General features: G+C 39.5%; 22 protein-coding genes. 12 read left to right on the top strand and 10 right to left on the bottom strand.

Going from position 1 to position 25,824, the window contains the following annotated elements:
- Positions 1–315 precede the first annotated feature (315 nt).
- Positions 316–930, top strand: coding sequence for a carbonic anhydrase (locus FTU64_RS07765; RefSeq protein ID WP_078189941.1), 615 nt, complete (start codon positions 316–318; stop codon positions 928–930).
- Positions 931–1,011: 81 nt separating this feature from the next.
- Here FTU64_RS07765 and FTU64_RS07760 read toward each other — a convergent pair whose 3' ends face one another.
- Positions 1,012–1,641, bottom strand: a complete 630-nt coding sequence (locus FTU64_RS07760; protein WP_180059516.1) for an arylesterase — start codon at positions 1,639–1,641, stop codon at positions 1,012–1,014.
- A gap of 11 nt (positions 1,642–1,652) precedes the next feature.
- Between FTU64_RS07760 and FTU64_RS07755 the strand changes: the two genes are divergently transcribed.
- Together FTU64_RS07755 and FTU64_RS07750 are read left to right on the top strand one after the other, a co-directional pair.
- Positions 1,653–2,384, top strand: a complete 732-nt coding sequence (locus tag FTU64_RS07755) for an ABC transporter ATP-binding protein (protein ID WP_180059515.1) — start codon at positions 1,653–1,655, stop codon at positions 2,382–2,384.
- Entirely contained in the window at positions 2,381–4,882 is a 2,502-nt protein-coding gene (locus FTU64_RS07750) for an ABC transporter permease (RefSeq protein WP_180059514.1), read from the top strand. The genes FTU64_RS07755 and FTU64_RS07750 overlap by 4 nt, the downstream gene beginning before the upstream one ends.
- 129 nt (positions 4,883–5,011) lie before the next feature.
- Here the strand turns inward: FTU64_RS07750 and FTU64_RS07745 are convergent, their stop codons facing one another.
- Positions 5,012–5,836, bottom strand: a complete 825-nt coding sequence (locus FTU64_RS07745) for a rhomboid family intramembrane serine protease (RefSeq protein WP_180059513.1) — start codon at positions 5,834–5,836, stop codon at positions 5,012–5,014.
- Positions 5,837–5,914: 78 nt separating this feature from the next.
- Between FTU64_RS07745 and mtgA the strand changes: the two genes are divergently transcribed.
- Together mtgA and ppk1 are read left to right on the top strand one after the other, a co-directional pair.
- On the top strand, positions 5,915–6,592 hold the full coding sequence (gene mtgA, locus FTU64_RS07740) for a monofunctional biosynthetic peptidoglycan transglycosylase (RefSeq protein WP_180059512.1): 678 nt from the start codon (positions 5,915–5,917) through the stop codon (positions 6,590–6,592).
- A gap of 146 nt (positions 6,593–6,738) precedes the next feature.
- Positions 6,739–8,820: a polyphosphate kinase 1 gene (gene ppk1, locus FTU64_RS07735; protein ID WP_078189935.1), complete on the top strand. Its 2,082-nt coding sequence runs from the start codon at positions 6,739–6,741 to the stop codon at positions 8,818–8,820.
- Between the two features lie 88 nt (positions 8,821–8,908).
- Here ppk1 and FTU64_RS07730 read toward each other — a convergent pair whose 3' ends face one another.
- The 5 genes from FTU64_RS07730 to rubA all read right to left on the bottom strand — a co-directional run bounded on the left by FTU64_RS07730 (position 8,909) and on the right by rubA (position 13,610).
- A complete protein-coding gene (locus FTU64_RS07730) occupies positions 8,909–9,520 on the bottom strand; it encodes a response regulator transcription factor (RefSeq protein ID WP_168379235.1) in 612 nt (203 codons plus the stop codon).
- 755 nt (positions 9,521–10,275) lie between these two features.
- A complete protein-coding gene (gene oxyR / locus FTU64_RS07725) occupies positions 10,276–11,181 on the bottom strand; it encodes a LysR family transcriptional regulator OxyR (RefSeq protein WP_078189933.1) in 906 nt (301 codons plus the stop codon).
- A gap of 11 nt (positions 11,182–11,192) precedes the next feature.
- A complete protein-coding gene (locus FTU64_RS07720) occupies positions 11,193–12,131 on the bottom strand; it encodes an alpha/beta fold hydrolase (RefSeq protein ID WP_218945492.1) in 939 nt (312 codons plus the stop codon).
- 58 nt (positions 12,132–12,189) lie between these two features.
- Complete coding sequence (locus FTU64_RS07715) at positions 12,190–13,368, bottom strand: NAD(P)/FAD-dependent oxidoreductase (protein WP_180059511.1); 1,179 nt, start codon at positions 13,366–13,368, stop codon at positions 12,190–12,192.
- Positions 13,369–13,445: 77 nt separating this feature from the next.
- Entirely contained in the window at positions 13,446–13,610 is a 165-nt protein-coding gene (gene rubA, locus FTU64_RS07710) for a rubredoxin RubA (RefSeq protein WP_005179369.1), read from the bottom strand.
- Positions 13,611–14,137: 527 nt separating this feature from the next.
- Here rubA and FTU64_RS07705 point away from each other — a divergent pair.
- Positions 14,138–14,683 (top strand): adenine phosphoribosyltransferase, encoded by a 546-nt coding sequence (locus tag FTU64_RS07705; RefSeq protein ID WP_078189930.1) that lies wholly within the window; start codon positions 14,138–14,140, stop codon positions 14,681–14,683.
- Between the two features lie 93 nt (positions 14,684–14,776).
- Here FTU64_RS07705 and FTU64_RS07700 read toward each other — a convergent pair whose 3' ends face one another.
- Positions 14,777–15,283 (bottom strand): YqiA/YcfP family alpha/beta fold hydrolase, encoded by a 507-nt coding sequence (locus FTU64_RS07700; RefSeq protein WP_078189929.1) that lies wholly within the window; start codon positions 15,281–15,283, stop codon positions 14,777–14,779.
- A 460-nt stretch (positions 15,284–15,743) separates the two neighbouring features.
- Between FTU64_RS07700 and lysS the strand changes: the two genes are divergently transcribed.
- Together lysS and FTU64_RS07690 are read left to right on the top strand one after the other, a co-directional pair.
- Positions 15,744–17,270, top strand: coding sequence for a lysine--tRNA ligase (gene lysS, locus FTU64_RS07695; protein ID WP_180020646.1), 1,527 nt, complete (start codon positions 15,744–15,746; stop codon positions 17,268–17,270).
- A gap of 156 nt (positions 17,271–17,426) precedes the next feature.
- Positions 17,427–18,188: an IS5 family transposase gene (locus FTU64_RS07690; protein ID WP_180055377.1), complete on the top strand. Its 762-nt coding sequence runs from the start codon at positions 17,427–17,429 to the stop codon at positions 18,186–18,188.
- A 312-nt stretch (positions 18,189–18,500) separates the two neighbouring features.
- Here FTU64_RS07690 and trpS read toward each other — a convergent pair whose 3' ends face one another.
- Positions 18,501–19,514: a tryptophan--tRNA ligase gene (trpS, locus tag FTU64_RS07685; protein ID WP_180007457.1), complete on the bottom strand. Its 1,014-nt coding sequence runs from the start codon at positions 19,512–19,514 to the stop codon at positions 18,501–18,503.
- 202 nt (positions 19,515–19,716) lie between these two features.
- Between trpS and FTU64_RS07680 the strand changes: the two genes are divergently transcribed.
- The gene (locus FTU64_RS07680; protein WP_180059510.1) at positions 19,717–20,643 is read left to right on the top strand and encodes a DUF808 domain-containing protein; all 927 of its coding nucleotides are present in this window, start codon (positions 19,717–19,719) and stop codon (positions 20,641–20,643) included.
- 46 nt (positions 20,644–20,689) lie between these two features.
- The gene (locus FTU64_RS07675) at positions 20,690–21,595 is read left to right on the top strand and encodes a neutral zinc metallopeptidase (protein ID WP_180059509.1); all 906 of its coding nucleotides are present in this window, start codon (positions 20,690–20,692) and stop codon (positions 21,593–21,595) included.
- A gap of 57 nt (positions 21,596–21,652) precedes the next feature.
- Here FTU64_RS07675 and FTU64_RS07670 read toward each other — a convergent pair whose 3' ends face one another.
- Complete coding sequence (locus FTU64_RS07670) at positions 21,653–22,210, bottom strand: hypothetical protein (RefSeq protein WP_180026473.1); 558 nt, start codon at positions 22,208–22,210, stop codon at positions 21,653–21,655.
- Positions 22,211–22,429: 219 nt separating this feature from the next.
- On the opposite strand from FTU64_RS07670, the gene FTU64_RS07665 reads away from it, so the two are divergent.
- The gene (locus tag FTU64_RS07665; protein WP_180007461.1) at positions 22,430–23,929 is read left to right on the top strand and encodes a sodium:proton antiporter; all 1,500 of its coding nucleotides are present in this window, start codon (positions 22,430–22,432) and stop codon (positions 23,927–23,929) included.
- A gap of 374 nt (positions 23,930–24,303) precedes the next feature.
- Positions 24,304–25,824, top strand: a 1,521-nt coding sequence (locus FTU64_RS07660; protein ID WP_180059508.1) for an Ig-like domain-containing protein, incomplete at its 3' end; no start/stop codon positions are given.

Raw genomic sequence — 25,824 nt, 5'->3', positions numbered from 1 at the left:
ATCGAATCGATATATTTTTTAGATCATTTATATGACTATTATCAGAATGGGCTGAAATAGCGAAAGCGTATATTTATGAAATATATTGTAAATTAAAAATGACCTTTGTCATCCATTGCTTTTTTGATGTGGTTAAACTTGCGGTTTAATAATGTGAACCATTACAGAAAAAATAATTTTTTTTGATGAATGTGGAGTAGCATTTTCTATCAAGATGCATCGTCGTAGAAAAAATTCACAGCAATTGTTTTTGCAAGTGACAATCGATTCGACTGGGATTAAAATATTGCAACTTCGGATAAGGGTAATTAGAACATGCTAGCAGCAGCAGAAGCTTTAGATCGTTTAAAGAAAGGGAATCAACGTTTTGTAAACGGTGAAACGAATCACCCGAAGCTTTTGACGCATCAACAACGTGCTGAAATGGCCGAAAGCCAAGAACCTTTTGCGATTATTTTAGGGTGTTCAGACTCACGTGTTCCTGCTGAAATGGTATTTGACCAAGGCTTAGGCGATTTATTCGTGATTCGTGTTGCAGGTAATATTGTGGCACCGTCTCAAGTCGGTAGCGTGGAATTTGCAGCAGAAAGCTTTGGATGTCCTGTGGTCATTGTATTGGGTCATACACACTGTGGCGCAATTCATTCTACGATTGAAGCTTTAACTAATCCTGCGACACCACCATCAGCAAACTTGATGTCGATTGTGAACCGCGTTCGTCCATCTGTAGAAATACTCATGCAAACTGAATTGAAAGATGACCTTGAAAAACTTTCAATGCATGCAGTACGTTCAAACGTTTTTGCATCAGTAAATCAACTTCGTCATGGTTCAGCAGTCCTCGAAAACTTAATTGCGCAAGGCAAATTAAAAGTGGTGGGCGCTGAGTATTCACTCGAAACGGGTGAAGTAAGCTTCTACGATTTCTAAGCAAACTACAGTAAAGACAAGATATTAAAAAAGGCGCTCATGAAGCGCCTTTTTTTATGAACCGATTTTCACCAACTAAATTTATAAGCTTGCTTTGATCAATGGATAAGCATTATTCAGCAAAATCGGTTGCGCTTTGGCATTCGGGTGAATCTGATCTTGTTGCATCAAATTTTTATGTCCCGCCACCCCTTGCATAAAGAAAGGTAATAATTTGATTTTGTACTGTTGGCTCAACATTTGATAGTTATTTTCAAAAGCTTGGCTATATGCCTTGCCATAATTCGGTGGAATTTTCATTCCAAATAAAATCACTTTCGATTTGGCCTGTTGGCTTTTTTGAATCAGCTGCGCTAAATTTTTTTGAATTTGTGCAGGGGGCTGTCCGCGTAAACCATCATTACCACCTAACTCAATCACCACAAGGTCTGGACGATGGGTCTGCAACAGTTTAGGCAGTCGTGCCAAAGCACCACTGGTGGTTTCACCGCTGACACTTGCATTGACCACTTTATGTTGTTTCGGATACTGTTGGTCTAGACGTTTTTGTAATAAGTGAACCCAACCTTGCTGCACTGAAACACCATAACCCGCACTTAAGCTATCGCCCAAAATCATAATGGTTTTGGCAGAGAGCAGCATCGGGCAGAACATCAGTACAATAGCCAGCAAGTAACTCAATAGACGATTATTTTGAATGCGATTTTGCATATAGGGAAGATATGACCCAACTCACGACAGATGTTGACATCATGCCACAGGCGATTATTTCTGCACAGCAATTGACACAAAAGATACAACTTCCACAAAAACAGTTATCGATCTTTGGACAACTCGATCTTGAAATCTTTGCCGGGGAACAAGTTGCGATTACCGGTCGTTCTGGTTCAGGTAAATCCACCTTGTTGGGGATTTTGGCGACCTTAGATCAGGCCAGTTCGGGACAATTACGGGTCTGTGGTCAGGACATTCATCTATTAAATGAAGAACAGCGTGCTCAAGTCCGTTTGGCCCATATTGGTTTTGTCTTTCAGTCTTTCCAGTTGTTGCCACATTTAACGGCTCTGGAAAATGTCATGCTGCCGCTACGGCTACAAGCAAATTTTCAGGTCAAAGCTGCCGAAGAAAAAGCATTAAAACTGTTAGCAAAGGTCGGACTAGAACGCCAAGCGCATCAAGCCCCTAAAGTTTTATCGGGTGGTGAGCAGCAACGGGTTGCGATTGCCCGTGCTTTGGTGAGTGAACCCGATCTGATCTTTGCAGATGAACCGACAGGTAATTTAGACAGTGCAACGGCACAGGAAATTGAACAACTGTTATTTCAGTTAAATCGTGAAATGGGAACCACTTTGGTATTGGTGACGCATGATGCCGATTTGGCCCGTCAATGTCAGCGCCACTTTGAATTGGTCAATGGTCAATTGATTGAGCATCGAACAGGAGATGCTGCATGAATCTTTTGGCATTGTTTCGACCACTCTTACAACTGAGTTTTAAAACCACGGGTGTGTATTTATTATTGATCGCACTAACCTTGGCGATCAGTGCCACCACGGCTTTAAAGTTTAGTAATGTACAAATTCAAAATGCTGTAGCGCTACAAGCTGCTGAAATGTTGGCAGCAGATTTGGTGCTGACAGCCAATGAACCAATTCCACAAGAGTGGCAACAACAAGCCAAAACACAGCAATTAAAACAATCCAATGTCACGCTATTTAGCAGCATGGCGCATACTGATCAGCAATTTGTCATGGTCAATGTCAAAGCCGTTGATGCTGCATTTCCATTAAGAGGTGAACTCGAAACAGAACCGAAACTAAACCGTTCCATACAAGCAGGTGAGGTCTGGTTAAGTCCTCGTGCCATGGATTTATTGGGTGTAAAGGTTGGAGATCAGATCAATATTGCCGATGCTGCTTTTCAAGTCAGTGCCAAAATCATTCATGACACCAATCAGGAACTCGGTTTCAGTGGCTTTTCACCGACGGTTATGATTGCGCAGTCTGAAGTGGCGAGAACCAATGCCATCCAAGTAGGAAGCCGGATTGAATATCGCCTATTAATGGCTGGAGATTCACAAAATACCCAGCGCTTTGAAAAACTCTATAAGCAGAAATTTGGCGATCAAAGCGAAGACCGTGCTGCTAACTCAGATCATGCGCAGGTTCAAGATGTGGCTCAAAGCAGTTTAAAACTGAGAAATGCCAGTGAAGGCAATACCCGCTTGATGAAGCCGATTGCCAATCTTGAAACGTTTTTACAGCTGGCCAATATTTTAACCATTCTACTTTGCGGCATCGCCATCGCATTAACCAGCCAGCGCTATGTACAACAAAATCAGGATGCCATTGCACTGATGCGCTGTATTGGATCGACCAAACAGCAAATATTAAGTGCTTATCTGGCTTTACTGTTGGTAGTACTCGGGCTTTCAATCCTGTTTGGAAGTTTGATTGGTCTGGGATTGGGGTTTGGCTTATTGCAACTGATGCTACAGCTGATTCCAAATTTACAATTAGAGTTTTCAGCCCTGTCTATGCTGCTTGGCCCGCTTCCAATTGCAATATTCACCAGTGCGATTGTGCTATTAGGATTTGTTCTTCCAAGTCTTTGGCAATTATTAGGGACACCGCCAGCACGGGTGATACGACAACAAGAGCGTTCTGTACGTTCCATGCTTTGGATGCTCAGTTTCGGAACACTCAGTTTGGTGGTGTTTTGTGTGGTTTTAACTGAAAATTTACAACTCACCCTGTGGCTGATTTGCGCCATCATCTTCCTGTGTGTTGGCCTATATATGATGGTCTGGCTCAGTTTAAAGGCTTTGAAAAGTTGGGGGACGAAAATCTCAGCGTATATACGCACACCGTATCAAACGGCATTTCAAATTACCGCATTAGCATTGGGTCTAAGTCTGATTACGGTTTTAGCGGTATTACGTACAGATTTGCTGGAACGTTGGCAACAACAATTACCACAAGGGACACCTAACCAATTTGTCTATGGATTACCGCCATTTGAGTTGCAGGATTTTAATCAACAACTCAAGCAGCATGGTTGGCAAGGGACGCCGATGTACCAGAATATTCGTGGACGATTAGTTGCCAAAAATGATCTCCCTTTTTCGGATGCCTTAATTAAAAGCAATAATTCATTACGCCGTGAATTGAATCTCACACAGGCTGCAACTTTTCCAAAAGATAATCAAATCATCGCGGGCAATCAGCAGTTTCAACAGGTCAATGAAGTATCGGTAGAAGTGAAAACCGCACAAGAACTGGGTATTCAAATTGGAGATCGACTGAGTTTTAGCCTTCCTGAAGGGATTTTACAAGCCAAGGTGATCAACCTTCGCAGTGTGGAGTGGGAAAGCTTTAGTCCAAATTTCTTCTTTATTTTCTCTCCCCAAACCATGGATGAAAATGCCGGCAGCTATTTGGGGAGTTTCTATGTTCCACCGCAAGATAAAAATCAGTTAATTGGTCTAATTCAGCAGTTTTCGAATACCGTGTTTATTGATGTCAGTCTGATTTTGGATGAGATCAAACGCATCGTCAGCGTATTGGTTCAGATTATTACCATCTTGGCGCTGTTGGTCAGTATTTCAGGCATTTTGGTCTTGGTTGCATGTTTGAATTTATTTATGGATGAACGTAAAAAAGAAGTGGCATTACTGCGTTCCTTCGGCAGTTCCAAGCAAAAGCTAAAGTCGATGCTCAGTTTGGAAGTTGGTTTGATGGGGCTAATTTCAGGTGTCGTGGCGTGTATTTTTGCCGAAGTAATCAGTGCGATTGTCAGTTATAAAATGGAACTGGTCATCCAGCTACATGCAGAAATTTGGTTGATCCTCCCACTGGTCATGACCTTAGTCTGTACATTGATTGGACGTTATCGCTTAAGTTATCTTTGCGACATCCCACCCTTAGAAAGTTTGCGTGAACTGAATAGTTAAGGGGGGAGATGTTTAACAGCCGAGCAAGTTAAGAGTGGAGCAGGAACCCAGTGCGCAGTTCAGGTTTAGACATGATTTGATGTGTTTTCAACATATCAGTGTTGATAGCCACAGGGTTCATTCCACTGTTTAACGTGCTGCGAGAGATTGCTTCATCAGCAGGATAAAGTGTTCCCAAAGCGGTAAAATCGGTTGGATTAATTGTTGGCAATGCAGATAAAACAGGTAGCATCCGACTGCTGCGGCGATTAGACCGATCATTTGAATGAGTAAGGATTGATGTAATTTTTGTCCTAAATACCAAATGAAAGCCAAAGCAGCGCCCATCAACATGCCGCCAATATGCGCGGCATTGTTAATCCCACTAATCATAAAGCCCATCGCGAGGTTAATCCCCATCACCATCAATAAGGTTTTTTTATCCAGATAAAATTGCTGTTTAGGTAACATGGGGAGCAGCGAAATAATCGTCAGCGCTGCACCGAGACCCATCACTGCACCCGATGCGCCTGCACCAATACTCGGAAAAAGTTGCTGATTGGCTGCACCTTCGGCCAATAATGCATAACTGTCTTGAATGGTTAAATAACCACTCAATAAACTTCCCATCAGTCCGGCTAAAACATACAGGCCGAGGAAGTAGAAACGACCTAACATTTGCTCGGCAACACTGCCAAAAATATACAAAGCCCACATATTCAACATCAGGTGAATCAGGCCAAAATGAAAAAACATACTGCTGAATAAGCGGATGGGTTCCTCTAAAAAGGTTAAAGGTGCATAATCAGCACCCCAACGCAAAGCATCCAGTGTGTCGGGTTGGCTTACGTTCATTCCATGCAACACTTGCCAGCCAAAGAGTCCAACATTGATGGTAATTAAGAGTGCCGTGATCCACCACAGTTGGATTTGCAGCTTACGGGTTGATACAGCAGGAGGGCTGAGTTCAGACATGCTATTCTTGTACTGTGTCAAAATATTTAAAAATAAGCTTAACATGAAAAAACAGAATTTCTGGAGTAACACACTGACATGAAAGCCTTTATTGTTCGTACATTGTTAATTCTTGTCAGTCTTGTGCTTTTGGTACAGCTTTGGATCTTTGGTAGTCTGGTGTGGTGGCGTACACATCCTGTGGAATCCACGATGATGATGCGATTAGATTATTGGTCTGAGCCGTCTAAACCGATTAAGCATGAATGGCGTGATTATGACCAAATTAGTGACTATGTCAAACATGCTGTAGTTGCTGCGGAAGATGGTAAATTTTTACAGCATAAAGGCTTTGACTGGGAAGGAATGCAGTTTGCGCTAGAGCGTAATAAGGATAAAGGTAAAGTTGTTGCAGGTGGGTCTACCATTTCTCAGCAATTGGCAAAAAACTTATTTTTATATAATAAGCGTTCATTTATCCGAAAAGGACAGGAAGCCGTTGCAACATGGATGATGGAGCGCATGTGGACGAAGCAACGCATTTTAGAGGTATATCTCAACTCGGTTGAGTTTGGGGACAACATTTACGGCGTCGAAGCTGCAACACAGCACTATTTTGGTAAAAGTTCACGGAGTTTGAGCCGAGAGCAAGCGGCATTTATTGCGGCTATTTTACCCAATCCAAAATATTATGATGAAAATCGACAAGATCGTAAGCTAAATTATCGTAAGCGCATGATCCAAAAATATATGCGTTATAGCCATATCCCAGATTAAGAACGATCTAAACACTCGTCAAATGGCATGGCAGCGATTTGAATTACAACAAAAAGCTCATATTAATGGGCTTTTTTTATGAAATTGTCACAAATTTGAAGCATACTAAACTGAGTACAGCACACATTTTTTAATATGGGTTTGAAATGAATACCGCAGCTGAAGTCGCGCAAGTACCAACTGAATATACTTATAATGATCGTTATATCAATCGAGAGTTATCGATTCTCGACTTTCATCTGCGTGTGCTCGAACAAGCGGTTGATCCGATACACCCCTTACTTGAACGCATGAATTTCTTGCTGATCTTTTCGCGTAACTTAGATGAATTTTTTGAGATTCGTGTTGCGGGAATGATGGAACAGCTAGACTTGGGCAATGAAAGCCGTAGTCCAGATGGTTTGACACCGAAACAAGTATTAGATGAAATTTCTGCGACAGCGCATGCGGCAATTGAGCGCCAGTATCGTATTTTAAATCAAGAAATTTTACCCAAACTGCGTGAAGAAGACATTTGCTTCCTACGCCGTGGTGAATTAACCCCAGCGCAGTCGGCATGGGTAAAAAAATATTTCCAAGAACAAGTTGCTCCGGTTTTAACGCCAATTAGCTTAGATCCCGCACATCCATTCCCTCGCTTGGTCAACAAGTCGCTGAACTTTATTGTGACTCTAGAAGGGAAGGATGCGTTTGGTCGTCAGATTGACTTAGCCGTTGTACCTGCACCACGTTCGCTGCCGCGTGTCGTTCGACTCCCTGATGAATTAACCGGTGGTAAAGAGCATCATGTGATGCTATCGGCAATTATTCATGAACATGTCTCTGACTTGTTCCCCGGTATGACGGCGACGGGTTGCTACCAATTCCGCGTGACGCGTAATGCCGATTTGGCTTTGAATGAAGATGTTGAAGATTTGGCTAAAGCTCTGAAAGGTGAGTTGAATTCACGTCGTTTTGGTCGCGCCGTTCGTTTGGAAGTGACAGAAAATTGTCCGCAGCATATTTATGAATATTTGCTTGATGAGTTCGATTTAGAAGAAGAGCAACTCTATAAAGTAGATGGACCAGTTAACCTTGCACGTTTACTGTCAAACTTTAAACGTCCACATCTACGTTATGACGCGCATATTCCGGTTATTCCGAAAGTACTCAAAAAATCTGAAAACATTTTTAGTGCGATGCAAAAGCAAGATATTTTGCTACACCATCCTTTTGAATCATTCGCACCTGTAATTAACCTACTGCGTGAAGCTGCACGTGATCCACAAGTTTTGGCCATTAAACAAACGCTTTATCGAAGTGGTGCAGACTCTGAAATTGTGCAAGTTTTAGCGGAAGCAGCACGTAATGGCAAAGAGGTTACCGCAGTAATTGAGCTTCGTGCACGATTTGATGAAGAATCAAATATTGCTGTAGCCAATGTATTACAAGAAGCGGGCGCAGTGGTGGTGTATGGCATCGTGGGTTATAAGACCCATGCCAAAATGATTTTGGTGGTACGCCGTGAAAATAATAAATTGGTGCGTTATGTGCATTTAGGTACGGGTAACTATCACGCGGGCAATGCGCGTATCTATACCGATTATGGCCTATTAACCACCGATAAAGAACTCTGCGAGGATGTACATCGCATTTTCCAAGAGCTGACCGGTATGGGCAAAATGGCGAAGTTGAAAAAATTGCTGCATGCGCCATTTACCTTACATGCTCAACTGATCAATTATATTGATAATGAAATTGCTAATGCTAAAGCAGGTAAGCCTGCGCAAATCATTGTCAAGGTTAATGCATTAACTGAAGTTCAGTTGATCAATAAACTGTATGAAGCGTCACAAGCGGGTGTACAGATTGATTTAATTATTCGTTCTATTTGTTGTTTGCGTCCGGGATTACCGGGGCTGTCTGAAAATATTCGCGTACGTTCTATTGTTGGCCGTTTCTTAGAACATACCCGAGTATATTATTTCAGTAATAATGGCGATGCACGGATTTACTGTTCAAGTGCAGACTGGATGGATCGTAATTTATTTAATCGTGTGGAAGCCTGTTTCCCAATTGAAGATCCAGCCTTGAAAAAGCGTATTTATCAATTAGGTTTAGTGAATTATCTAAAAGATAATCAGCAAGCTTGGTTACTCCAAAGTGATGGACGTTGGATTCGTACCCATGTTCAAGAGGGCGAAGAAGCACATAATTCACAGCATGTACTTTTAGATGCATTTAAATAAATATGCTAAACAAAGTAAAAGGGAGCATCTGCTCCCTTTATTTTTTTAAATTTATAAATTGTTTTTGAATCCTTTATCTCAGCTAAATTTAGCTGTAGCTACAAATTTTGCGGTAGATATTTTTGACAAAACCATCAATTTGATAAGTAGAAAGTTTTAATTCATTGACCATCTGCTCTTGAGTCGCACTATGGCTGACCATATCCAAAATTTGATATTCTGCTGGATTTAGACTGAGCTGTTTCGGCGCTGCATTTTGCGGACTAAAAGTTTCACTCAATAAAAATTTAGCAAAACTAGGATGAAGGGCAGCGCCACCTCTTAAAATGGTTTTCAGTTGGTTATAAGTGTCTTCAATTGGTTGTTGAATCAACATATAGGCAGTTGCACCTAACTGAATCGCATGTAAAGTTAAATCTGCAGACTGTTCATTGACTAAAATGATGAGATTACTTGAAGGATAGATTTTCTTAATTTTATGTATGAATGAGATATCAGACTGTTGCGTGACCACTAAAAAGATTAAATTTGGCAATTGATTGAAAATTTGTTGTTCTGCATCTGCTAAATTTTCTGAAAATGTAATGAGGTCTTCAGGATAACCGAGGTCTCCTAAGATGTTAAACAGCACTGTTTTTGAAGTCATTGATTGATGATCAATGATCAAAACGGGTACTGGTAATAAAAATTCACTCATCATACATTTCGCTCATTTATTATTTTTAATCAAATTGCATTTCCATAATGTGCATGGAAGTGAATTAGAAAAATATACCTAGAAGTAGTGATTTATACATCAAAGTATAATTAAGTTATTGTGATATAATAGAATTTAATTAATGTATGGTTTTTTGTGTTTTTCATTATGTTGAATGCAAAGATTTATAGTTTTTTCGTTTTTATTTTTAGAATATTGATTAAATAATCATCAGATTTCGATTCGAATTGAAAATAATAAATGAAATGTGAAAGCAGTATTTTGACAACTAATAAATTGAACTGTTTCTGATGTGAGTTAATATTCACCTATTGCTTAGTTATTTTAAACATGAATATTAGTGACTATTTAAAATAATGTGATTTATTTCTCATGTATGGTTATTTTATAGCACAAAACATAATTATGAAAAAAGCCCTTTGAAAATGAATCAGACGTACTTTATCTAAAATACCTGAAACTAGTGATTTTAACGAAAGTTATATTTTACTAAGATGTATTAATCTTCTTACTTATCTGGCTAGTGTGAAGATATTATCGAGGCGATGAATTGAGATATACATCAAGTCATATATTACCTTATCAGGCTACCTATTTGGGTTAGCCTTTTCTTTTTTCTAGATACTATATTTTTATTTTCAATTTTAAATTCATCTCAATATTATTATTTCTGGATTATTAATTTCTGCAAAATAAAAAAGAGAGCACAGGGCTCTCTTTAATATTCATGGATTGAATTAGTGCAGATTACTGGTGATTTTCTGCAAGATTTGAAGCAATACATCAAATTCACTTTGAAGCGGCGTACTCTTACGCGTCACCAATGCCAATGTGCGTGTAGGACTTGCTTCAATTTCTTTTACAGCCAAATCTTCATTGGCTTTGATCATATTGGTATGAACTGCAATTTCAGGCAATAAGGTAAAGCCTAAATCTGCGGAAACCATCTCAACCAAAGTTGGTAAAGAGCTTGCTTTTAAACGATGGTCATTTTTACGTTCACCAATCGGGCAAGCACTCAAAGCATGATCACGTAAGCAATGGCCTTCTTCAAGCAACATTAAACGAGATAAATCTAGGTCGTCTAAAGATTTCGCTTGAGCTGCATTTTGGTCAGCTTTGTTGTACACCAAGAACAATTTTTCTTTGTTTACTTCTGCAACTTTCAAGCTACGTGTATCGAAAGGAAGAGCAAGTAATACGATATCTAGATTACCGTGCTCGAGTTTCTCAACAATTTTTTCACTTTGTGCTTCATGTAAATGCAATTGAATTTTTGGTAGTTGCTTATGCACTTCTTCTAATAATGGTGCAAGTAAAAATGGCGCAATAGTAGGAATGACCCCTAGATGTAAATCACCCGTTAGAGGTTCGCTCATTTCACGACTTAAACGCATTAGGTCTTGCGCATCTGCCAATAGAACTCGAGCTCTTCCGACAACTTGTTCACCAAGAGGAGTTAAACGCACGTTTTGACGGTCGCGTTCTACCAATACGCCACCTAGTAAACGCTCAAGTTCCATGATCCCGCCAGACAAAGTAGACTGGGTGACAAAAGAACGACGCGCAGCTTCAGTAAAGTGTAGCGTTTCTGACAGTGTTACTAGATATGACAGCTGTCTTAAGGATGGTAATGCAGCCATAGTGTCCTAATTTATGATTTAAAGTGATCAGCAAACAAACCGCTAAGATATGGAATAAAATGCGGTGGGATATCATGCCCCATTCCATCAATTAATTCAAATTTAGCACCTGAAATAGCCTTTGCAACGGCCTTACCATGGCTTGGCGGCAGCAAACGGTCACGAGCTCCATGAACCACAATGGTTTTATGCTGAATTTGTTTATCCAACTGCAGCAGGGAACCTGTACATAATATTGCTAAAAACTGTTGAAGTACACCCGCTGGGTAATAACTCCGCTTATAGAGTTTACGTGCAGTTTGTATCACTTCAAGCTGATTAATATAGCCTGGAGAGCCTATAATATTAAAAACTTTCAGGCTATGGTTAATAATGCCATCTTCATCGTTATATTCAGGTTTTTCAATTAGACTAAATAATTGCTTTGGAAATGGCGGTGGAAGTAAGGGTTGGATGTTACTGGTAAAAAGTAAGCTTAAGTTGTGCACTTTGTCTGGATAGCGTGCTGCCACGATTTGAGCGATCATGCCGCCCATTGAAGCGCCTAAAATATGGACTTTATCGAGTCCCATACGATCAATTAATAGTGCAACATCGTCTGCCATATCGTATAGATCATAGGGCGCACCCTGATTCTCTAGACCTAAGGCAAAACGTCCCATCAATTTAAAGGTGTTAAGACGTGGGCCTGGGTTACGAATTTTACTCGACAGACCAATATCACGATTATCAAAGCGAATAACACGGTAACCTTGGTCTATTAGGGACTTACAAAAGAAATCGGGCCAATACAACATTTGTGCGCCGAGTCCCATAATCAATAAGATTGCAGGATCTTCAGGATGACCACCCACCTCGACATGAAGTTCAATGCCATTGCCTAACTCAACGCGAGTTTCATGCATAAAAGAGGCATAAGGTGAAATATTAAACTGAAGGGCACTATTCATTGTTATTTTCCTTTAAAAAGGACGTCTATTATTATCAGGACGTCCTTGTATTTAAACCTTAAACTGAAGCGGGAATCAAGTCCGGAACCTGCTTAGTCAAAGTTAAGCGTTGCTTCCCAGCAGTTGCACCAAGCAGTACAAATCCACGTAATACGCCATCTTGATCGATCGCACGGGCAATCATGCCATCTTCAAGCTCTTCTGTTTCCCATTGGGTTTCTACATCAATTGGCGCAGGAAGGACAGTTAAAGGTGCAGCAGGTGTTTTAACAGCTACAGGCATGGCTGGATAATGCACAGCGGTATGTTCACCATTGAGGGTTTTTGCCAAAGCACGTGCTTGTTGCATGATCGGCATGACGTATGGCAGAAGGGTACCATTAACTTCAGCACAGTCACCGACAGCATAGATATCTGCCAAGTTGGTTTCTAAGCCTTTATTGGTTAATACACCGCGGCTGGTGTGAATGCCGGCTTGTTTTGCTAAGTTAATCTCAGGCTGTAGACCAATCGCAGACAACACAACATCTGCCACTAAGCTTTGACCATTGGCAAGGCTCACTTGATAGTCACCATTTTCAATACGTGAGACTTTTTCAACAGTCGTGCCTAGAACGAATTGAATGCCCGTTTCCTCTAAATTACTTTGGAATTTAGCGGCCACATGAGACGGCAGTAGACGACCTAAAGGTTGCGGAGCTAAATCAACTACCGATACTTTCGCCCCAGTATTTTGGAGGTCATTGGCAAATTCACAGCCAATCAAGCCTGCACCTAAAATCACCACACGTTTATCTTCACGTGCTGCAAGCTGTTTACGGAATGCTTTATAGTGATCTAAATTGTTGACGACATGAATGTCTTCGCTGCCATCACCCGAAATAGCTAAGCGAATTGGATTTGCACCGACAGCTAAAACAAGTTTTGAATACAGTTGTGTTTGAGTTCCATTTTGGCTTTCGATGGTGAGCTCATGTTTTGCTGCATCGATCGCTTTCACCCAACTCTTATTAATAATTTGCATATTGAGTTGAGCCGACATTTTTGCGGCATCCCCTAGAGGGATTTGCTCAGGAGTTTTATTACCAACGAGCGCATTGGATAATGTCGGTTTAGCATAGTTAATGGCATCATCTGCACAGATCATAATAAGTTCTAGTTCAGGATTTAACTTACGAAATTCACGCGCAACGGCATATCCCGCCATACCAGAACCAATAATGACAATAGGGTGCATACTCAACTCCAAACACATTTCATATTTTTTAAAGACAAAAAAAAGACCATAACGATGATGGTCTTAGATTCTATTTATTAGATTTCAACCATTTCAAAATCTACTTTTGAGACGCCACAATCTGGGCAAGTCCAATCATCTGGGATATCTTCCCATTTAGTCCCTGCCACGATACCGTCTTGTGGCCAGCCTTCTGCTTCGTCATAAATCCATCCACAAACGATGCACTGATACTTTTTCATTCCATTCTCCAAAAACTGACACAAAATTAAGTCAGTAAATACTTCATAACTGTATAAGTTTATTCCTTAAGGTTAAATCGCCTTATACAGTAGACTCTTATGCTAAATTTTTACGCAGTTCTGACTATAAAGTAAAGTGGCTAAGAGTTTAATGAGTGAAATTAAAAGCAGAATGGCAGTGAGGGACAATAAATATCATCAAAACCCCAGATCTGGGAAAAATTGTCTGACAATATTTATGCCTATTGAAAAGTATATTTGAATTCATTTCCGTGAATTGGGTTCTAAATACCGCTTTTTCTATCTTCATAGACTAAAGTCTTGCAGAAAAAATCTCTAAAATCTTTTATTTTATGATTAGGCAAATATATATTTGATATTTTTTAAATAAATACAATATTAATAATCAATAACTTATGTAAAATCACTGTATTTTAAATATGCATTTTAGATGGGCGTTAGCTGTTCTTTTCTCTCAAATCGCGTTAAAATTCACACATTCCTTCCTTAATTTATTTTCTCCTATTATGAGTAATTCTACTGCTGCGGCATTGTGGTCTAACATTCGTACTGTCCAAGATTTTCCAAAACCAGGAATTTGTTTCTTTGACCTTACGCCGTTATTTATGAATAACATCGAATCGTTAACTGATGCCCTAATTGCAAGTATTCCAGCTGAGCAATTGGCAGAAGTAGATAGCTTTATTGCAGTTGAAGCGCGTGGTTTTGTTTTGGCAAGCTTACTTGCCCAGCGTACGGGTAAAGGTTTGGTCTTGGTACGTAAAGCAGGCAAATTACCACCACCAGTTGTCGGTGTGGGTTACAGCCTTGAATACGGTTTAGATCGTCTTGAAATGTCAGCTGAAATCGAATCACAAAAAGTGATTATTGTAGATGACGTATTGGCGACGGGCGGTACGCTTCGTGCAGTGAAACAATTGGCTGAAAAATGTAAACACCAAGTTTTAGGCGCAAGCATTTTCTTAGATTTGCCTGACTTGCATAAAGATTTAGGTTTAAATATCTGGTCTGTTTTAGATGATAAAACACGTCCTGAAGCAGATGCTGCCTAAGCGTCAGCTTTAAAATGTAAAAAGCCTTGTCTATGACAGGGCTTTTTTATGTCTGATAAAAACGACGTTGCTGCTTATGATGAATATTATGATTTATTTTTTTAAGTAGTTTAATTCGAGATGCTGGATTAAATCATTAATATTTTCAGGGCATTGTAGACGATGGTGTCCGCCATCCATGACTTGAACTTGCATATAATCTTCGAGTTGTTGCTCTGCTTCATACATATCTAAGATTTCATCACCACGTTCGATATAGGCAATTTGTGGAATATCGTGATCCAAATCCATTTCATTGATTGCAGGGTAGTCGTCGCGAAAGTCTGGATGCAGGCTCGGGTTGGCAATTACACACGGAATGCGATGAAACAGCGACATTTTTAATGCCCAATATGCCCCGAGACTATGCCCGACGATGATATCGGGCTTAATGGTTTCAATACTCTCGTGGTAAAAATCCGCAACAGTTTGAAAATTTAAGTTGCGATAGTCCACTTCAATGCAGAATTTTTGTTTTGCATCGATGGCATGGAATTTAGTGGATTCACGGGAAGAATCCAATCCATGTAAAAACAGAATTTTCGATAAGCAGGAAGTCATTGTTTTTCTACACACTGTTTTCAGACATTTTGGATGTGTTGAATATTTTATTTTTCAACAATTTTATGACTTCATTGTAGATAGAATTGTCAAAAAGAGAATTTAGCTTTTGGTCTAATTTATAGGCATTTAAAAGACTTTAGTCTTAAAGAAAATAGATTAAAAGGTTGAATTAAGCTATTAAAATATATTTCAATATACTGATAGTTATAAATATTTTAAAGTCCGTAGTTGTCGTTGTGATATCGCTAAATATTGGCTTGCTAAGTTTAAATATTTAACTTTTATCTCGTGCATATCTGAAAGGTATGGATTAAGCAAACCAGAAGGTATAGCTGTCAAAACAATTTACTTTGATAAATTTCAACTTATTGAAAAAATGCGCACATTGCTTACTGCTCAATTCAAAGGAAATCTGCTATGCTATGCAACTTCCGTTTTTTAACTATTTGAGACAGAGATGACGCAACATAACGCTCAATCGACTTCTGAACAAGCCATTTCCGAAAACGATTTAATTGCACAGCGTCATGCCAAGTTAGAGCACATCAAAGAGCACGCCAAGGAAACAGGTGTTAGCCCGTGGCCTAACACATTTAAGCGTGAACACTATGCACAAGACCTACAAGATCAATTCGCTGAAAAATCAAAAGAAGAAATTGAAGCAGGCGAAAAGGTTTATGTAAAAGTTGCTGGTCGTGTGATGTTGAACCGCGGTTCATTCATCGTAATCCAAGATATGACTGGTCGTATCCAACTTTATGTACCACGTAAAGAGTTGGATGCTGATGTTCTTGCAACTATTAAAGCACTCGATTTGGGCGATATTATTGCCATTAAAGGTTATATTGGTCGTTCTGGTAAAGGTGACCTTTATGTTCATATTGAACATTTTGAGCTTTTAACCAAATCACTCCGTCCACTTCCAGACAAATTCCATGGTTTGACTGATACTGAAGTTAAATACCGTAAGCGTTATTTAGACCTCATCATGAACGAAGAAACACGTAAAACTTTTGAAATTCGTGCAAAAGTGGTGTCAGGTATTCGTTCATATTTGAGCAATGAGCGTTTCATGGAAGTTGAAACACCAATGATGCATGTGATTCCGGGTGGTGCGTCTGCGCGTCCATTCGAAACTCACCACAACGCATTGGATATGCCTTTATTCTTGCGTATTGCGCCTGAACTTTACTTAAAACGTTTGGTCGTTGGTGGTTTTGAGCGTGTGTTCGAAATTAACCGTAACTTCCGTAACGAAGGTGTATCAACACGTCATAACCCAGAATTCACAATGATTGAATTTTACCAAGCGTATGCAGACTACAAAGACTTGATGGCTTTGACAGAAAATATGCTTGAAAAATTGGCCATTGACATATTAGGTTCGACTGATGTGCCTTATGGTGATGAAGTGTATAGCTTCAAAGGTCCATTCAAGAAAATTTCGATGTTTGATGCGATTCTTGAACATAACCCAACGTTCACTGCTGAAAATGTATCTGATCGTGAGTTCCTTGCAAATTTTGTTAAAAATGAACTGAAAGAGCAAGTAAAACCTGGTTTTGGTTTAGGCAAACTTCAAACCATCGTATTTGAAGAAACTGTTGAAACAGAACTTCGTCAACCGACATTCATCACAGAATACCCAGCGGAAACTTCACCATTGGCACGTCGTAATGATGAAAATCCACATATTACGGACCGTTTTGAATTCTTCATCGGTGGTCGTGAGTTGGCAAATGGTTTCTCAGAGTTAAATGATCCGATTGACCAAGCTGAACGTTTCCAAGCCCAAGTTGCTGAAAAAGATGCGGGTGACGATGAAGCAATGCATTACGATGCAGACTTCATTGAAGCATTGGAATACGGTTTACCTCCTACAGCGGGTGAGGGGATTGGTATTGACCGTTTGGTGATGTTATTTGCGAATGCTGCAAGTATTCGTGAAGTAATCTTATTCCCTCATATGCGTCATAAAAACTAATTTAGTTTTTGAAATAAAAAACCCGCTTAATGCGGGTTTTTTTATTGTTTCAATAGTAAAATTTAAAATATTTACATTAGGGTCTGTTGACATTTGCTGTTCAAAAAAATAGCGAGAAAGTAGAATTCAATCGCCAAGCTAAATTCACTTCTCGCTATGCCTCATATAATGCTGAATGATCAACACTGGTCTAGGCTGAAATCTTACGGAGCAGTGCTCCTCATCTCCAAATTCGGTATTTATCTCAAACATAATTTAAGATTGTTTATCGAAGTAATCCTTTATCGGATTCGAACCGGATGTGCTTGGCGTGATTTACCCGATACTTTCGGCAAGCCAAACTCTATTTTTAAGAAGTTTAGTCGATGGAGTAAAGACAGTAAGTTACTCAGAATATTTAAATTATTGTCTAGTCATGCAGATTTAGAGTGGATCTTTATTGATGCCAGTCATGTCAGAGCGCATCAGCATGCGACAGGTATTAATTATCAAGCTAATTCTAAAAGTATCGGTGGAAATAGTTCTAAAATCCATTTAGCTGTTGATGCGAATGGAAATCCTATCGAGTTTATTATTGTTGATGGCACGACTCATGATGTGAAAGTTGCACCTGCTTTAATAGATGCTTTGGAATTAAAAGAAACGAAAATCTTATGTGCAGATAAAGGCTATGATTCAGAAAGTTTCAGAAAGAAAATTAGAGAAAGTAATACGAAAGCAAACATTCCTCGAAGATCAAATGCCAAATCTAGCAATGATGATATGGACTGGTATATGTATAAAATCAGACATTTAGTTGAACATGCATTTTGTAGATTAAAACAATTTAGAGGAATTGCCACAAGATACGATAAGCTAAAACGTAACTATCAAAGCGCTGTTGCTTTAGCTTGTATATTTATATGGTTGCCTCTTTAGCTCAATTTATCGGCTGTAAATGTCAACACACCCTAATTTTCAGACAAAAAAATACGCAATGATTGGGGTGTTCATTGCGTATAACAACGAATCTGTTTCCACAGGTTCGGTAAAGGAGAAATGTTATGAATTTAGGTATTCCTAAAACATAAATAGATAATAGAGTGAACGGTCAGTCATTTCATTGGTGTTCACGTTAAGTGATGTTACCTAACGTTAAAACTAAGGAGATTTTGTGAATACTTTCACAAAAAGTGCCTATAAAAAAGCCTTTCACATTGGAAAGGCTTAATTTTATGGAATTTTTTAAATTTAGAAGTGGAATACACCCAGTCCAGATTTAATCTCATCCAACGTTTGTTGGGTAATATCACGGCATTTATCGGTACCGGTTTTTAAAATATCCATGATGTAGTCAGGATCTTTTTGCAATTCTAAACGGCGTTCACGGATCGGGCCGATGAGCTCTTTTAGCACACCTTCAAGACGCTTTTTCACCGTACCATCGCCTAGGCCACCACGACGATAGTGTTCTTTCAGTTCCGCAACAGCATCTTTATCTGGGTCGAATGCATCAAGGTAAGTAAATACCACGTTACCTTCCACTTGACCTGGATCTTCAATACGTAAATGATTTGGATCGGTATACATTGCGTTTACGGCTTTTTTGATATCTTTATCAGTCGCGTCAAGCACAATGGTATTGCCCAAAGATTTAGACATTTTTGCTTTACCATCAAAACCTGGTAAGCGGCCTACATTAGAGAGTAAAGCTTTACATTCAGGAAGTACGTCACGACCAATTTGACGGTTTAAACGACGAACAATTTCGTTGGTTTGTTCAATCATTGGAATTTGGTCTTCGCCCACTGGAACGACAGATGCTTTAAACGCTGTAATATCGGCAGCTTGAGCCACTGGATAGCATAAGAAACCTGCAGGAATATCACGCTCAAATCCACGCATTTGAATCTCAGATTTGATGGTGGGATTACGCTCTAAGCGAGACACCGTCACAAAGTTCAAATATAACATGGTCAATTCATTCAATGCTGGTAAGCATGATTGAACGCAAATCGTGGTTTTGGTTGGGTCAATTCCTACAGCAAGATAATCGGTTGCGACTTCAATAATATTGCGACGAACTTTTTCGAAGTTATCGGCATTATCAGTTAAGGCTTGAGCATCAGCTAAAAGGAGATGTTGATGATGCGAATCTTGTAAACCTACACGTGAACGTAAAGAACCTACAAAATGACCTAAATGTAATTGTCCAGTCGGACGGTCGCCAGTCAAAATCACTGGACGATTATCTTGAGTACTCATTATCTGTTCCAAAGTGGTAGTCAAAGCTACGGCTGATTTTCAAAGAATGTCCCCATTGTACGGCATTCTATTTTTGATTGTTACTGACACAGCACAATTGACTGAAAAATGGGTGAATATTTTGTTAATTATTAAAAAACTAAATACAATTTTAGCGTTAAATAGAATTAGAATATTAAAAAATGCCTAAAGGATAAAAATAATGGCGAGTAGCTTATTAATCTTACTTGATGATATTGCAACTGTGTTGGATGACGTTGCTGTGATGAGTAAGATGGCAGCCAAAAAAACAGCGGGTGTCCTTGGAGATGATTTAGCACTGAATGCACAACAAGTCAGTGGTGTCCGTTCCGATCGTGAACTTCCTGTCGTTTGGTCTGTCGCCAAAGGATCTTTTGTTAATAAATTAATTTTGGTTCCGGCTGCTTTATTGATCAGTGTGGTTGCACCTTGGCTGATTACACCGCTTTTGATGATTGGTGGTTTGTTTTTGTGCTATGAGGGTGTGGAAAAAGTCCTGCATAGTTTGCATCATAAAAAAGCCAAAACAGAAGAAGTTGCTCGTGAAGAGATGACTCATATTGAAACGGATTTGGTGACTTTTGAGAAAGAAAAAGTCAAAGGTGCCATCCGGACCGATTTTATTTTATCTGCTGAAATTGTGGTGATTTCATTAGGTACGGTTGCAACTGCGGCATTTGGGACCAAGGTCATGGTACTTTCGGTGATTGCAATATTAATGACCGTTGGTGTCTATGGTTTTGTCGCGATGATTGTCAAAATTGATGACTTGGGGCTTTATCTCACTCAACAAGCATCACAATTCAAAAAGACTGTTGGACAAGGTTTGTTAGCATTTGCACCTAAGTTGATGAAGACATTGACCATTGTCGGTACGATTGCCATGTTTTTAGTGGGTGGTGGCATCATTACCCATGGTGTGCCTTTACTACACCATTTTATTAAAGGCTCTGTAGATTATGCTGAACATATTCCTACAGTTGGCAGTATTGTGGGTGCATTAACACCGACTTTAATCAATTTAGTGACAGGTTTTATTGCAGGTTTAATCGTGCTGTGCGTCGTATCTTTAATTCAAAAAGTATGGCCAAAGTCGCAAAAGGATTAATCTGTAAACGCACGGATATCAACTATTTTATATAAGGAAGATCACTATGCGCTGGAAAGGTCGAAGAGTGAGTTCAAACGTAGAAGACCGTCGCGGTGGTGGCGGTGCAAAAGCGGGTGGTATCAGTATTCTCGGTTTGGTTGTGGCATTTGTTGCGTGGAAATTTTTTGGTGTAGATCCGCAGCAAGCTTATCAGGCGACCAAACAAGTGACTTCACAGGGTCAAACGGCTGAAGTCAAAGGTTTGGATAATCCAACACCTGAACAACAAGAAGCGATGGATTTTGTTGGAACGGTTTTGGCCGATACGGAAGATACATGGACTAAAGTCTTCCAAGAACAGTTAAATGCCCAGTATAAAGCGCCTAAATTGGTCATGTTTAATGGTGTGGTCAATTCGGGTTGTGGTACAGCACAAGCTGCAATGGGGCCGTTTTATTGCCCAGCAGATCAGAAGGTCTATATTGATACTGCATTCTTTAAAGATATGCGTACGCAAATGGGCATCACGGGTGAACAAAATCAAACTGAATTGAGTCGTCAAGATCAGGCGGGTGATTTTGCGCAAGCCTATGTGGTTGCCCATGAAGTTGGACATCATATCCAAACGATTTTAGGTATTTCTGAGCAAGTTCAGCAGGCGCGTGCGCAAGCGTCTAAAGCTGAAGGTAATCGTTATTCGGTCATGCAAGAACTACAAGCAGACTGCTTTGCGGGTATTTGGGCGCATCATAATCAACAGCGTACCCAATTTTTAGAGCAGGGTGATGTAGAAGAAGCGATGGACGCTGCACATAAGATTGGTGATGACTATTTACAGAAAAGTGCAACTGGGCAAGTGGTCCCAGATAGCTTCACGCACGGCACCAGTGAACAACGTATGAAATGGTTCCAGACAGGGTTGAAATCAGGCAATATCAATAGCTGTGATACCTTTAACCAAACCATTTAAAACAAAAAAAGGAGGATGCAAACATCCTCTTTTTTTCATTGAAAAATAGATTGAAACTTATTTATTAAGAAATGATTTAAAGTTTCGAACAATACGATAGCTGACATACAATGCGGCAAATGCGAATAAAGCCACGCCAAAAACAGTATATTTAAGGCCTGAAATATCGTTTTGATAGAACTGTTTTAATTGGGCATCGCTATAGCGTAATTGTTGTTTTTGTCCAGTGCGGCTATTGGTGAAACTCACATTTTGGATATATTGAAATTGTCCGATTTTCAGTAAATCGAGGTGTTGAATTTGTCGGGTGTGTTGCTGATTAAATTCATCGAGACAAATATCTTGTGCATAGTTTTCACAATTCAGTTTGGCAAGATAACCATTATTCGCCAGCATGATAAAAATCGCACGATCGGGTGATTCATTATTGGAGACCAAAACCAATTGTTCTTTGGGTGTTGAATCCAGTGAAACCTTTTTTGCCTGACTAAAATAGTGCTCAGCACGTAAAATTTCCTGTGTCTTGCTAAAACAAGTCAGGATCAGGGCCGCCGTAATGATAAAGATCACAGCAGCAAAAAAGAGTCGAAAAATAGTTTTAATGGTCTGATGCATAGGAGAAATAAATTAGAGGATAAAAATGCATAAAATCGATGCAGGCTTGCTATGTTAAATGATCTTGATAAAAGATGTGAAAAAAACTGAATTTATACACGGTATTTAGATAAAATTCGTTAAAATATTTTATTTTTAAATACCAAATAATTTAGTATTTATTTTTAAAATACCTATATCTCACTCTGTAGGCGACAGAGCACCAAAATTGGGAACGAAATGGGAAATTATTTTTTTCTACAGGTTTTTACCGTTATTTTTGCACTTTCGATTGCAACCACCATTTTTAATAAACGTATCTTGGCTTTTCCACAAGCCATAGGTGTTCCCATTGTTTCTGCAATTTTTGTCTTTATTTTGCAATGGGGTGCGAGTTTACTCAATGGCAATCAATTTGTGACGATTAATTTGCACAATATTGAAGAAGCCGTTCGTCATATCGACTTTTATGACTTTTTAATTAATGGCGTGATTTGTTTTATTTTGACCTCTTCAGCCTTGAAATTTAAAGTTTCAGATTTACGTTTACATTGGAAGCCGATCAGTATTTTGGCCAGTATTGCCTTGGTGCTTTGTGCGGTGTTTTTTGGTGTTGCTTTATATGGTTATCAGTTCTTAATTGGTCATCATGTTGATTTATTGGTGTTGTTATTATTAGGCGCTGCTTTAGGTGCGACTGACCCAATTGGGGTTAAAGGTGTATTAAGTTCTGTACGTGCCCCACATCATTTGATGGTGAAATTAGAAGGCGAATCGCTCTTTAATGATGCCATGTGTATTGCTGTGTTTATGACTTTACTCAATGTTTTGCAAGGTGAACATTTTACCGTCATTGGTACGCTTGAAACACTGTTATATGAAATTGTTGTTGCAGTCATTATTGGTTGGGCATTTGGTTTAGGGATTTTACGTTTACTCCGCGGTAAACATGAAATGGAGTCCTTGATTTTAACCACAGCATTATTGGCAAGTGGTTCATATCTAGTCGCTTTATTCGCACATGCATCTGCACCAATTGCATGTGTTATTGGTGGTCTGATCGTTGGGAATAAATGGAAAGAAATCCTCCAAGACCGAGAAATCAGGGAAGTGAACCATTTCTGGCATACCGTGGAAGGAATCATCAATTCCTTCTTATTTACCCTGATCGGTCTCGAGTTATTTATCTTAGATTTAAGTATCAGCTTAATTTTAGGCGGTATGGTGGCGTTTATCATTTTGCATGCATCGCGCTTTGCAGCAAACTATTTATCTTTTGCATTCTTCCCAAGTTTCCGCAAAAAAAGTTACAACGGTAGCCTTGCCATCTTATCGTGGGGTGGGGTTCGTGGCGGTATTTCATTGGCCTTAATCCTTGCTGTTGCCAATATTCCTGAACTCAGTGAATACAGCAGTATTTTGATTGGATATACATTTATTGCAGTCTTAATGTCGGGCCTCGTGTGTGGCCTAGGTTTACCCGCTGTGATGAATGCTTTTTATTACAACCCGAATGAAGAAACCAAAGGTTTCAAAGGTTGGTATCAAAGAATGTGCCATAAAATGAATAAAAAGGGTTTCCAATATATCGTGGGCGAAGATATACATGGTAATGAAACCATCACGGTATATAACCCAGAAGCATTAATAGATACCAAAGCGGATGATGGTGTTGCTGCTGTACATAATCCAGAGAAAGTGCAAGAAGTTCGTCGTTTGGAGAACCCTGAAAACTTCTAAAACTGTTTTGTGTGACTTAAAAAAGGAAATGCTTAAGCATTTCCTTTTTTTTATTTATAGTTATGTTTCATCATGGTACATCAAAATGGGGGGAAATTATGACTGGTCATTCATCGGTATTATTGTGACTTGCATCACACAAATAAGTGTTTGTTATTACTTGTATAAAGATGGATCTAAAATCTGAGCCTATTGATAAAAATAATACAATATTCAAGCAATTGTGCAAAATAAATACAAAGCGTGATATAACGCACACAATTAAAAATTCGTTTTTAATGAGTTGTAATTAAAGAAATTATTAAGCACCAACAATTCATTACAAAACTAAAAACATAAAAACGGCCCTAATACAAATAAATGAGGTTTTACCCATGCCGCAAATTTCTGTCATTTCTAAAGAAAGTCATAAAGTTTTGGATCAAGTTGAATCCAATCAAGTGGGGCTTATCGAAAATTCTGTCATCGTCGTCAAAATCCCGAAAGAAGATGTTGCTTCAATTACAAAGAATGGTGTTGACGCAATAATCACCTTAAAAAATGGGGAAGTGATTACTGTACAAAACTATTTTAGTGAGGTGACACCAGATAATAGTTTGGTGTTTGAGGATGAAGACGGCACATTGTATTGGGCAAAATTTACAACAGCCAATGGTGATATTGCGGATGTTATTCAGTATCAACCTTTAGATGAAATTGAACCGCTGCTTTATAACGATTCTTTGACAGGTGTAATTTTACCGTGGATTGCGGGAGCAGGTGGCGCTGGTTTATTGGGTGCAGCTATTGGTGGTGGATCTGATTCTTCTGGTGGTTCTAAGGATACGACTAAACCGGACGCGCCTAAAGATGTGGTGATCACCGATGATGGTGAGCACGTCACAGGTAAAGGTGAGCCGGGTACTACGGTAGAGGTGAAAGATCAAGATGGCAAAGTCATTGGCACAGGCACAGTGGATTCATCAGGTAATTTTGATGTTGAACTTAAAGATCCATTAACCAATGGTGAAACCGTTGATGTCACTGTGACAGATAAAGCAGGCAATGAGTCAGAACCAACAGAAGCTACTGCAAAAGATACGACCAAACCTGATGCACCTAAAGATGTGGTGGTTACCGATGATGGTGAGCACGCCACAGGAAAAGGCGAGCCGGGTACTATTGTAGAAGTGAAAGATCAAGACGGCAAAATCATTGGCACAGGTACAGTGGATTCATCAGGGAATTTTGATGTTGAACTTAAAGATCCATTAACCAATGGTGAAACTGTTGATGTTACTGTGACAGATAAAGTAGGCAATGAGTCAGAACCGACAGAAGCGACTGCAAAAGACACCACCAAACCTGATGCGCCTAATGCAACTTTAAATGCAGACGGCACAGTAGTAACGGGTAAAACTGAGCCGGGCGCAAAAGTTGAAGTGCGCGATGAAAATGGCAAATTAATTGGTTCAGGAACTGCGAATAGTCTAGGTGAGTTTGAAATCCTTGTATCGCCAGCAGTGACCGATGGTGAAACTGCCAAAGTGACAGCGAAAGATGCAGCTGGAAATACTTCTGATCCAACAACCGTTACTGGTGGTAAGGATACTTTAAAACCAGCATCGCCTGACGCAACATTAAATGAAGACGGCACAGTAGTAACGGGTAAAACTGAGCCGGGTGCAAAAGTTGAAGTGCGCGATGAAAATGGCAAATTAATTGGTTCAGGAACTGCGAATAGTCTAGGTGAGTTTGAAATCCTTGTATCGCCAGCAGTGACCGATGGTGAAACTGCCCAAGTGACAGCGAAAGATGCAGCAGGAAATACTTCTGATCCAACTACCGTAACAGGTGGTAAAGATACTTTAAAACCAGCATCGCCTGACGCAACATTAAATGCAGACGGCACAGCA

The sequence above is a fragment of the Acinetobacter sp. YH12128 genome, from assembly GCF_013418655.1.
Lineage (GTDB): Bacteria > Pseudomonadota > Gammaproteobacteria > Pseudomonadales > Moraxellaceae > Acinetobacter > Acinetobacter amyesii.
This window is presented reverse-complemented; position numbering and strand designations above follow the sequence as displayed.

Coding starts and splice junctions, on each gene's coding strand:
- FTU64_RS07750 (WP_180059514.1), top strand. CDS start 2,381: ATGAATCTTTTGGCATTGTTTCGACCACTCTTACAACTGAGTTTTAAA.
- FTU64_RS07765 (WP_078189941.1), top strand. CDS start 316: ATGCTAGCAGCAGCAGAAGCTTTAGATCGTTTAAAGAAAGGGAATCAA.
- FTU64_RS07680 (WP_180059510.1), top strand. CDS start 19,717: ATGGCGAGTAGCTTATTAATCTTACTTGATGATATTGCAACTGTGTTG.
- FTU64_RS07705 (WP_078189930.1), top strand. CDS start 14,138: ATGAGTAATTCTACTGCTGCGGCATTGTGGTCTAACATTCGTACTGTC.
- ppk1 (WP_078189935.1), top strand. CDS start 6,739: ATGAATACCGCAGCTGAAGTCGCGCAAGTACCAACTGAATATACTTAT.
- FTU64_RS07665 (WP_180007461.1), top strand. CDS start 22,430: ATGGGAAATTATTTTTTTCTACAGGTTTTTACCGTTATTTTTGCACTT.
- rubA (WP_005179369.1), bottom strand. CDS start 13,610: ATGAAAAAGTATCAGTGCATCGTTTGTGGATGGATTTATGACGAAGCA.
- trpS (WP_180007457.1), bottom strand. CDS start 19,514: ATGAGTACTCAAGATAATCGTCCAGTGATTTTGACTGGCGACCGTCCG.
- FTU64_RS07700 (WP_078189929.1), bottom strand. CDS start 15,283: ATGACTTCCTGCTTATCGAAAATTCTGTTTTTACATGGATTGGATTCT.
- FTU64_RS07745 (WP_180059513.1), bottom strand. CDS start 5,836: ATGTCTGAACTCAGCCCTCCTGCTGTATCAACCCGTAAGCTGCAAATC.
- FTU64_RS07755 (WP_180059515.1), top strand. CDS start 1,653: ATGACCCAACTCACGACAGATGTTGACATCATGCCACAGGCGATTATT.
- FTU64_RS07730 (WP_168379235.1), bottom strand. CDS start 9,520: ATGATGAGTGAATTTTTATTACCAGTACCCGTTTTGATCATTGATCAT.
- mtgA (WP_180059512.1), top strand. CDS start 5,915: ATGAAAGCCTTTATTGTTCGTACATTGTTAATTCTTGTCAGTCTTGTG.
- FTU64_RS07720 (WP_218945492.1), bottom strand. CDS start 12,131: ATGAATAGTGCCCTTCAGTTTAATATTTCACCTTATGCCTCTTTTATG.
- FTU64_RS07670 (WP_180026473.1), bottom strand. CDS start 22,210: ATGCATCAGACCATTAAAACTATTTTTCGACTCTTTTTTGCTGCTGTG.
- oxyR (WP_078189933.1), bottom strand. CDS start 11,181: ATGGCTGCATTACCATCCTTAAGACAGCTGTCATATCTAGTAACACTG.
- FTU64_RS07675 (WP_180059509.1), top strand. CDS start 20,690: ATGCGCTGGAAAGGTCGAAGAGTGAGTTCAAACGTAGAAGACCGTCGC.
- FTU64_RS07690 (WP_180055377.1), top strand. CDS start 17,427: ATGCCTCATATAATGCTGAATGATCAACACTGGTCTAGGCTGAAATCT.
- lysS (WP_180020646.1), top strand. CDS start 15,744: ATGACGCAACATAACGCTCAATCGACTTCTGAACAAGCCATTTCCGAA.
- FTU64_RS07715 (WP_180059511.1), bottom strand. CDS start 13,368: ATGCACCCTATTGTCATTATTGGTTCTGGTATGGCGGGATATGCCGTT.
- FTU64_RS07760 (WP_180059516.1), bottom strand. CDS start 1,641: ATGCAAAATCGCATTCAAAATAATCGTCTATTGAGTTACTTGCTGGCT.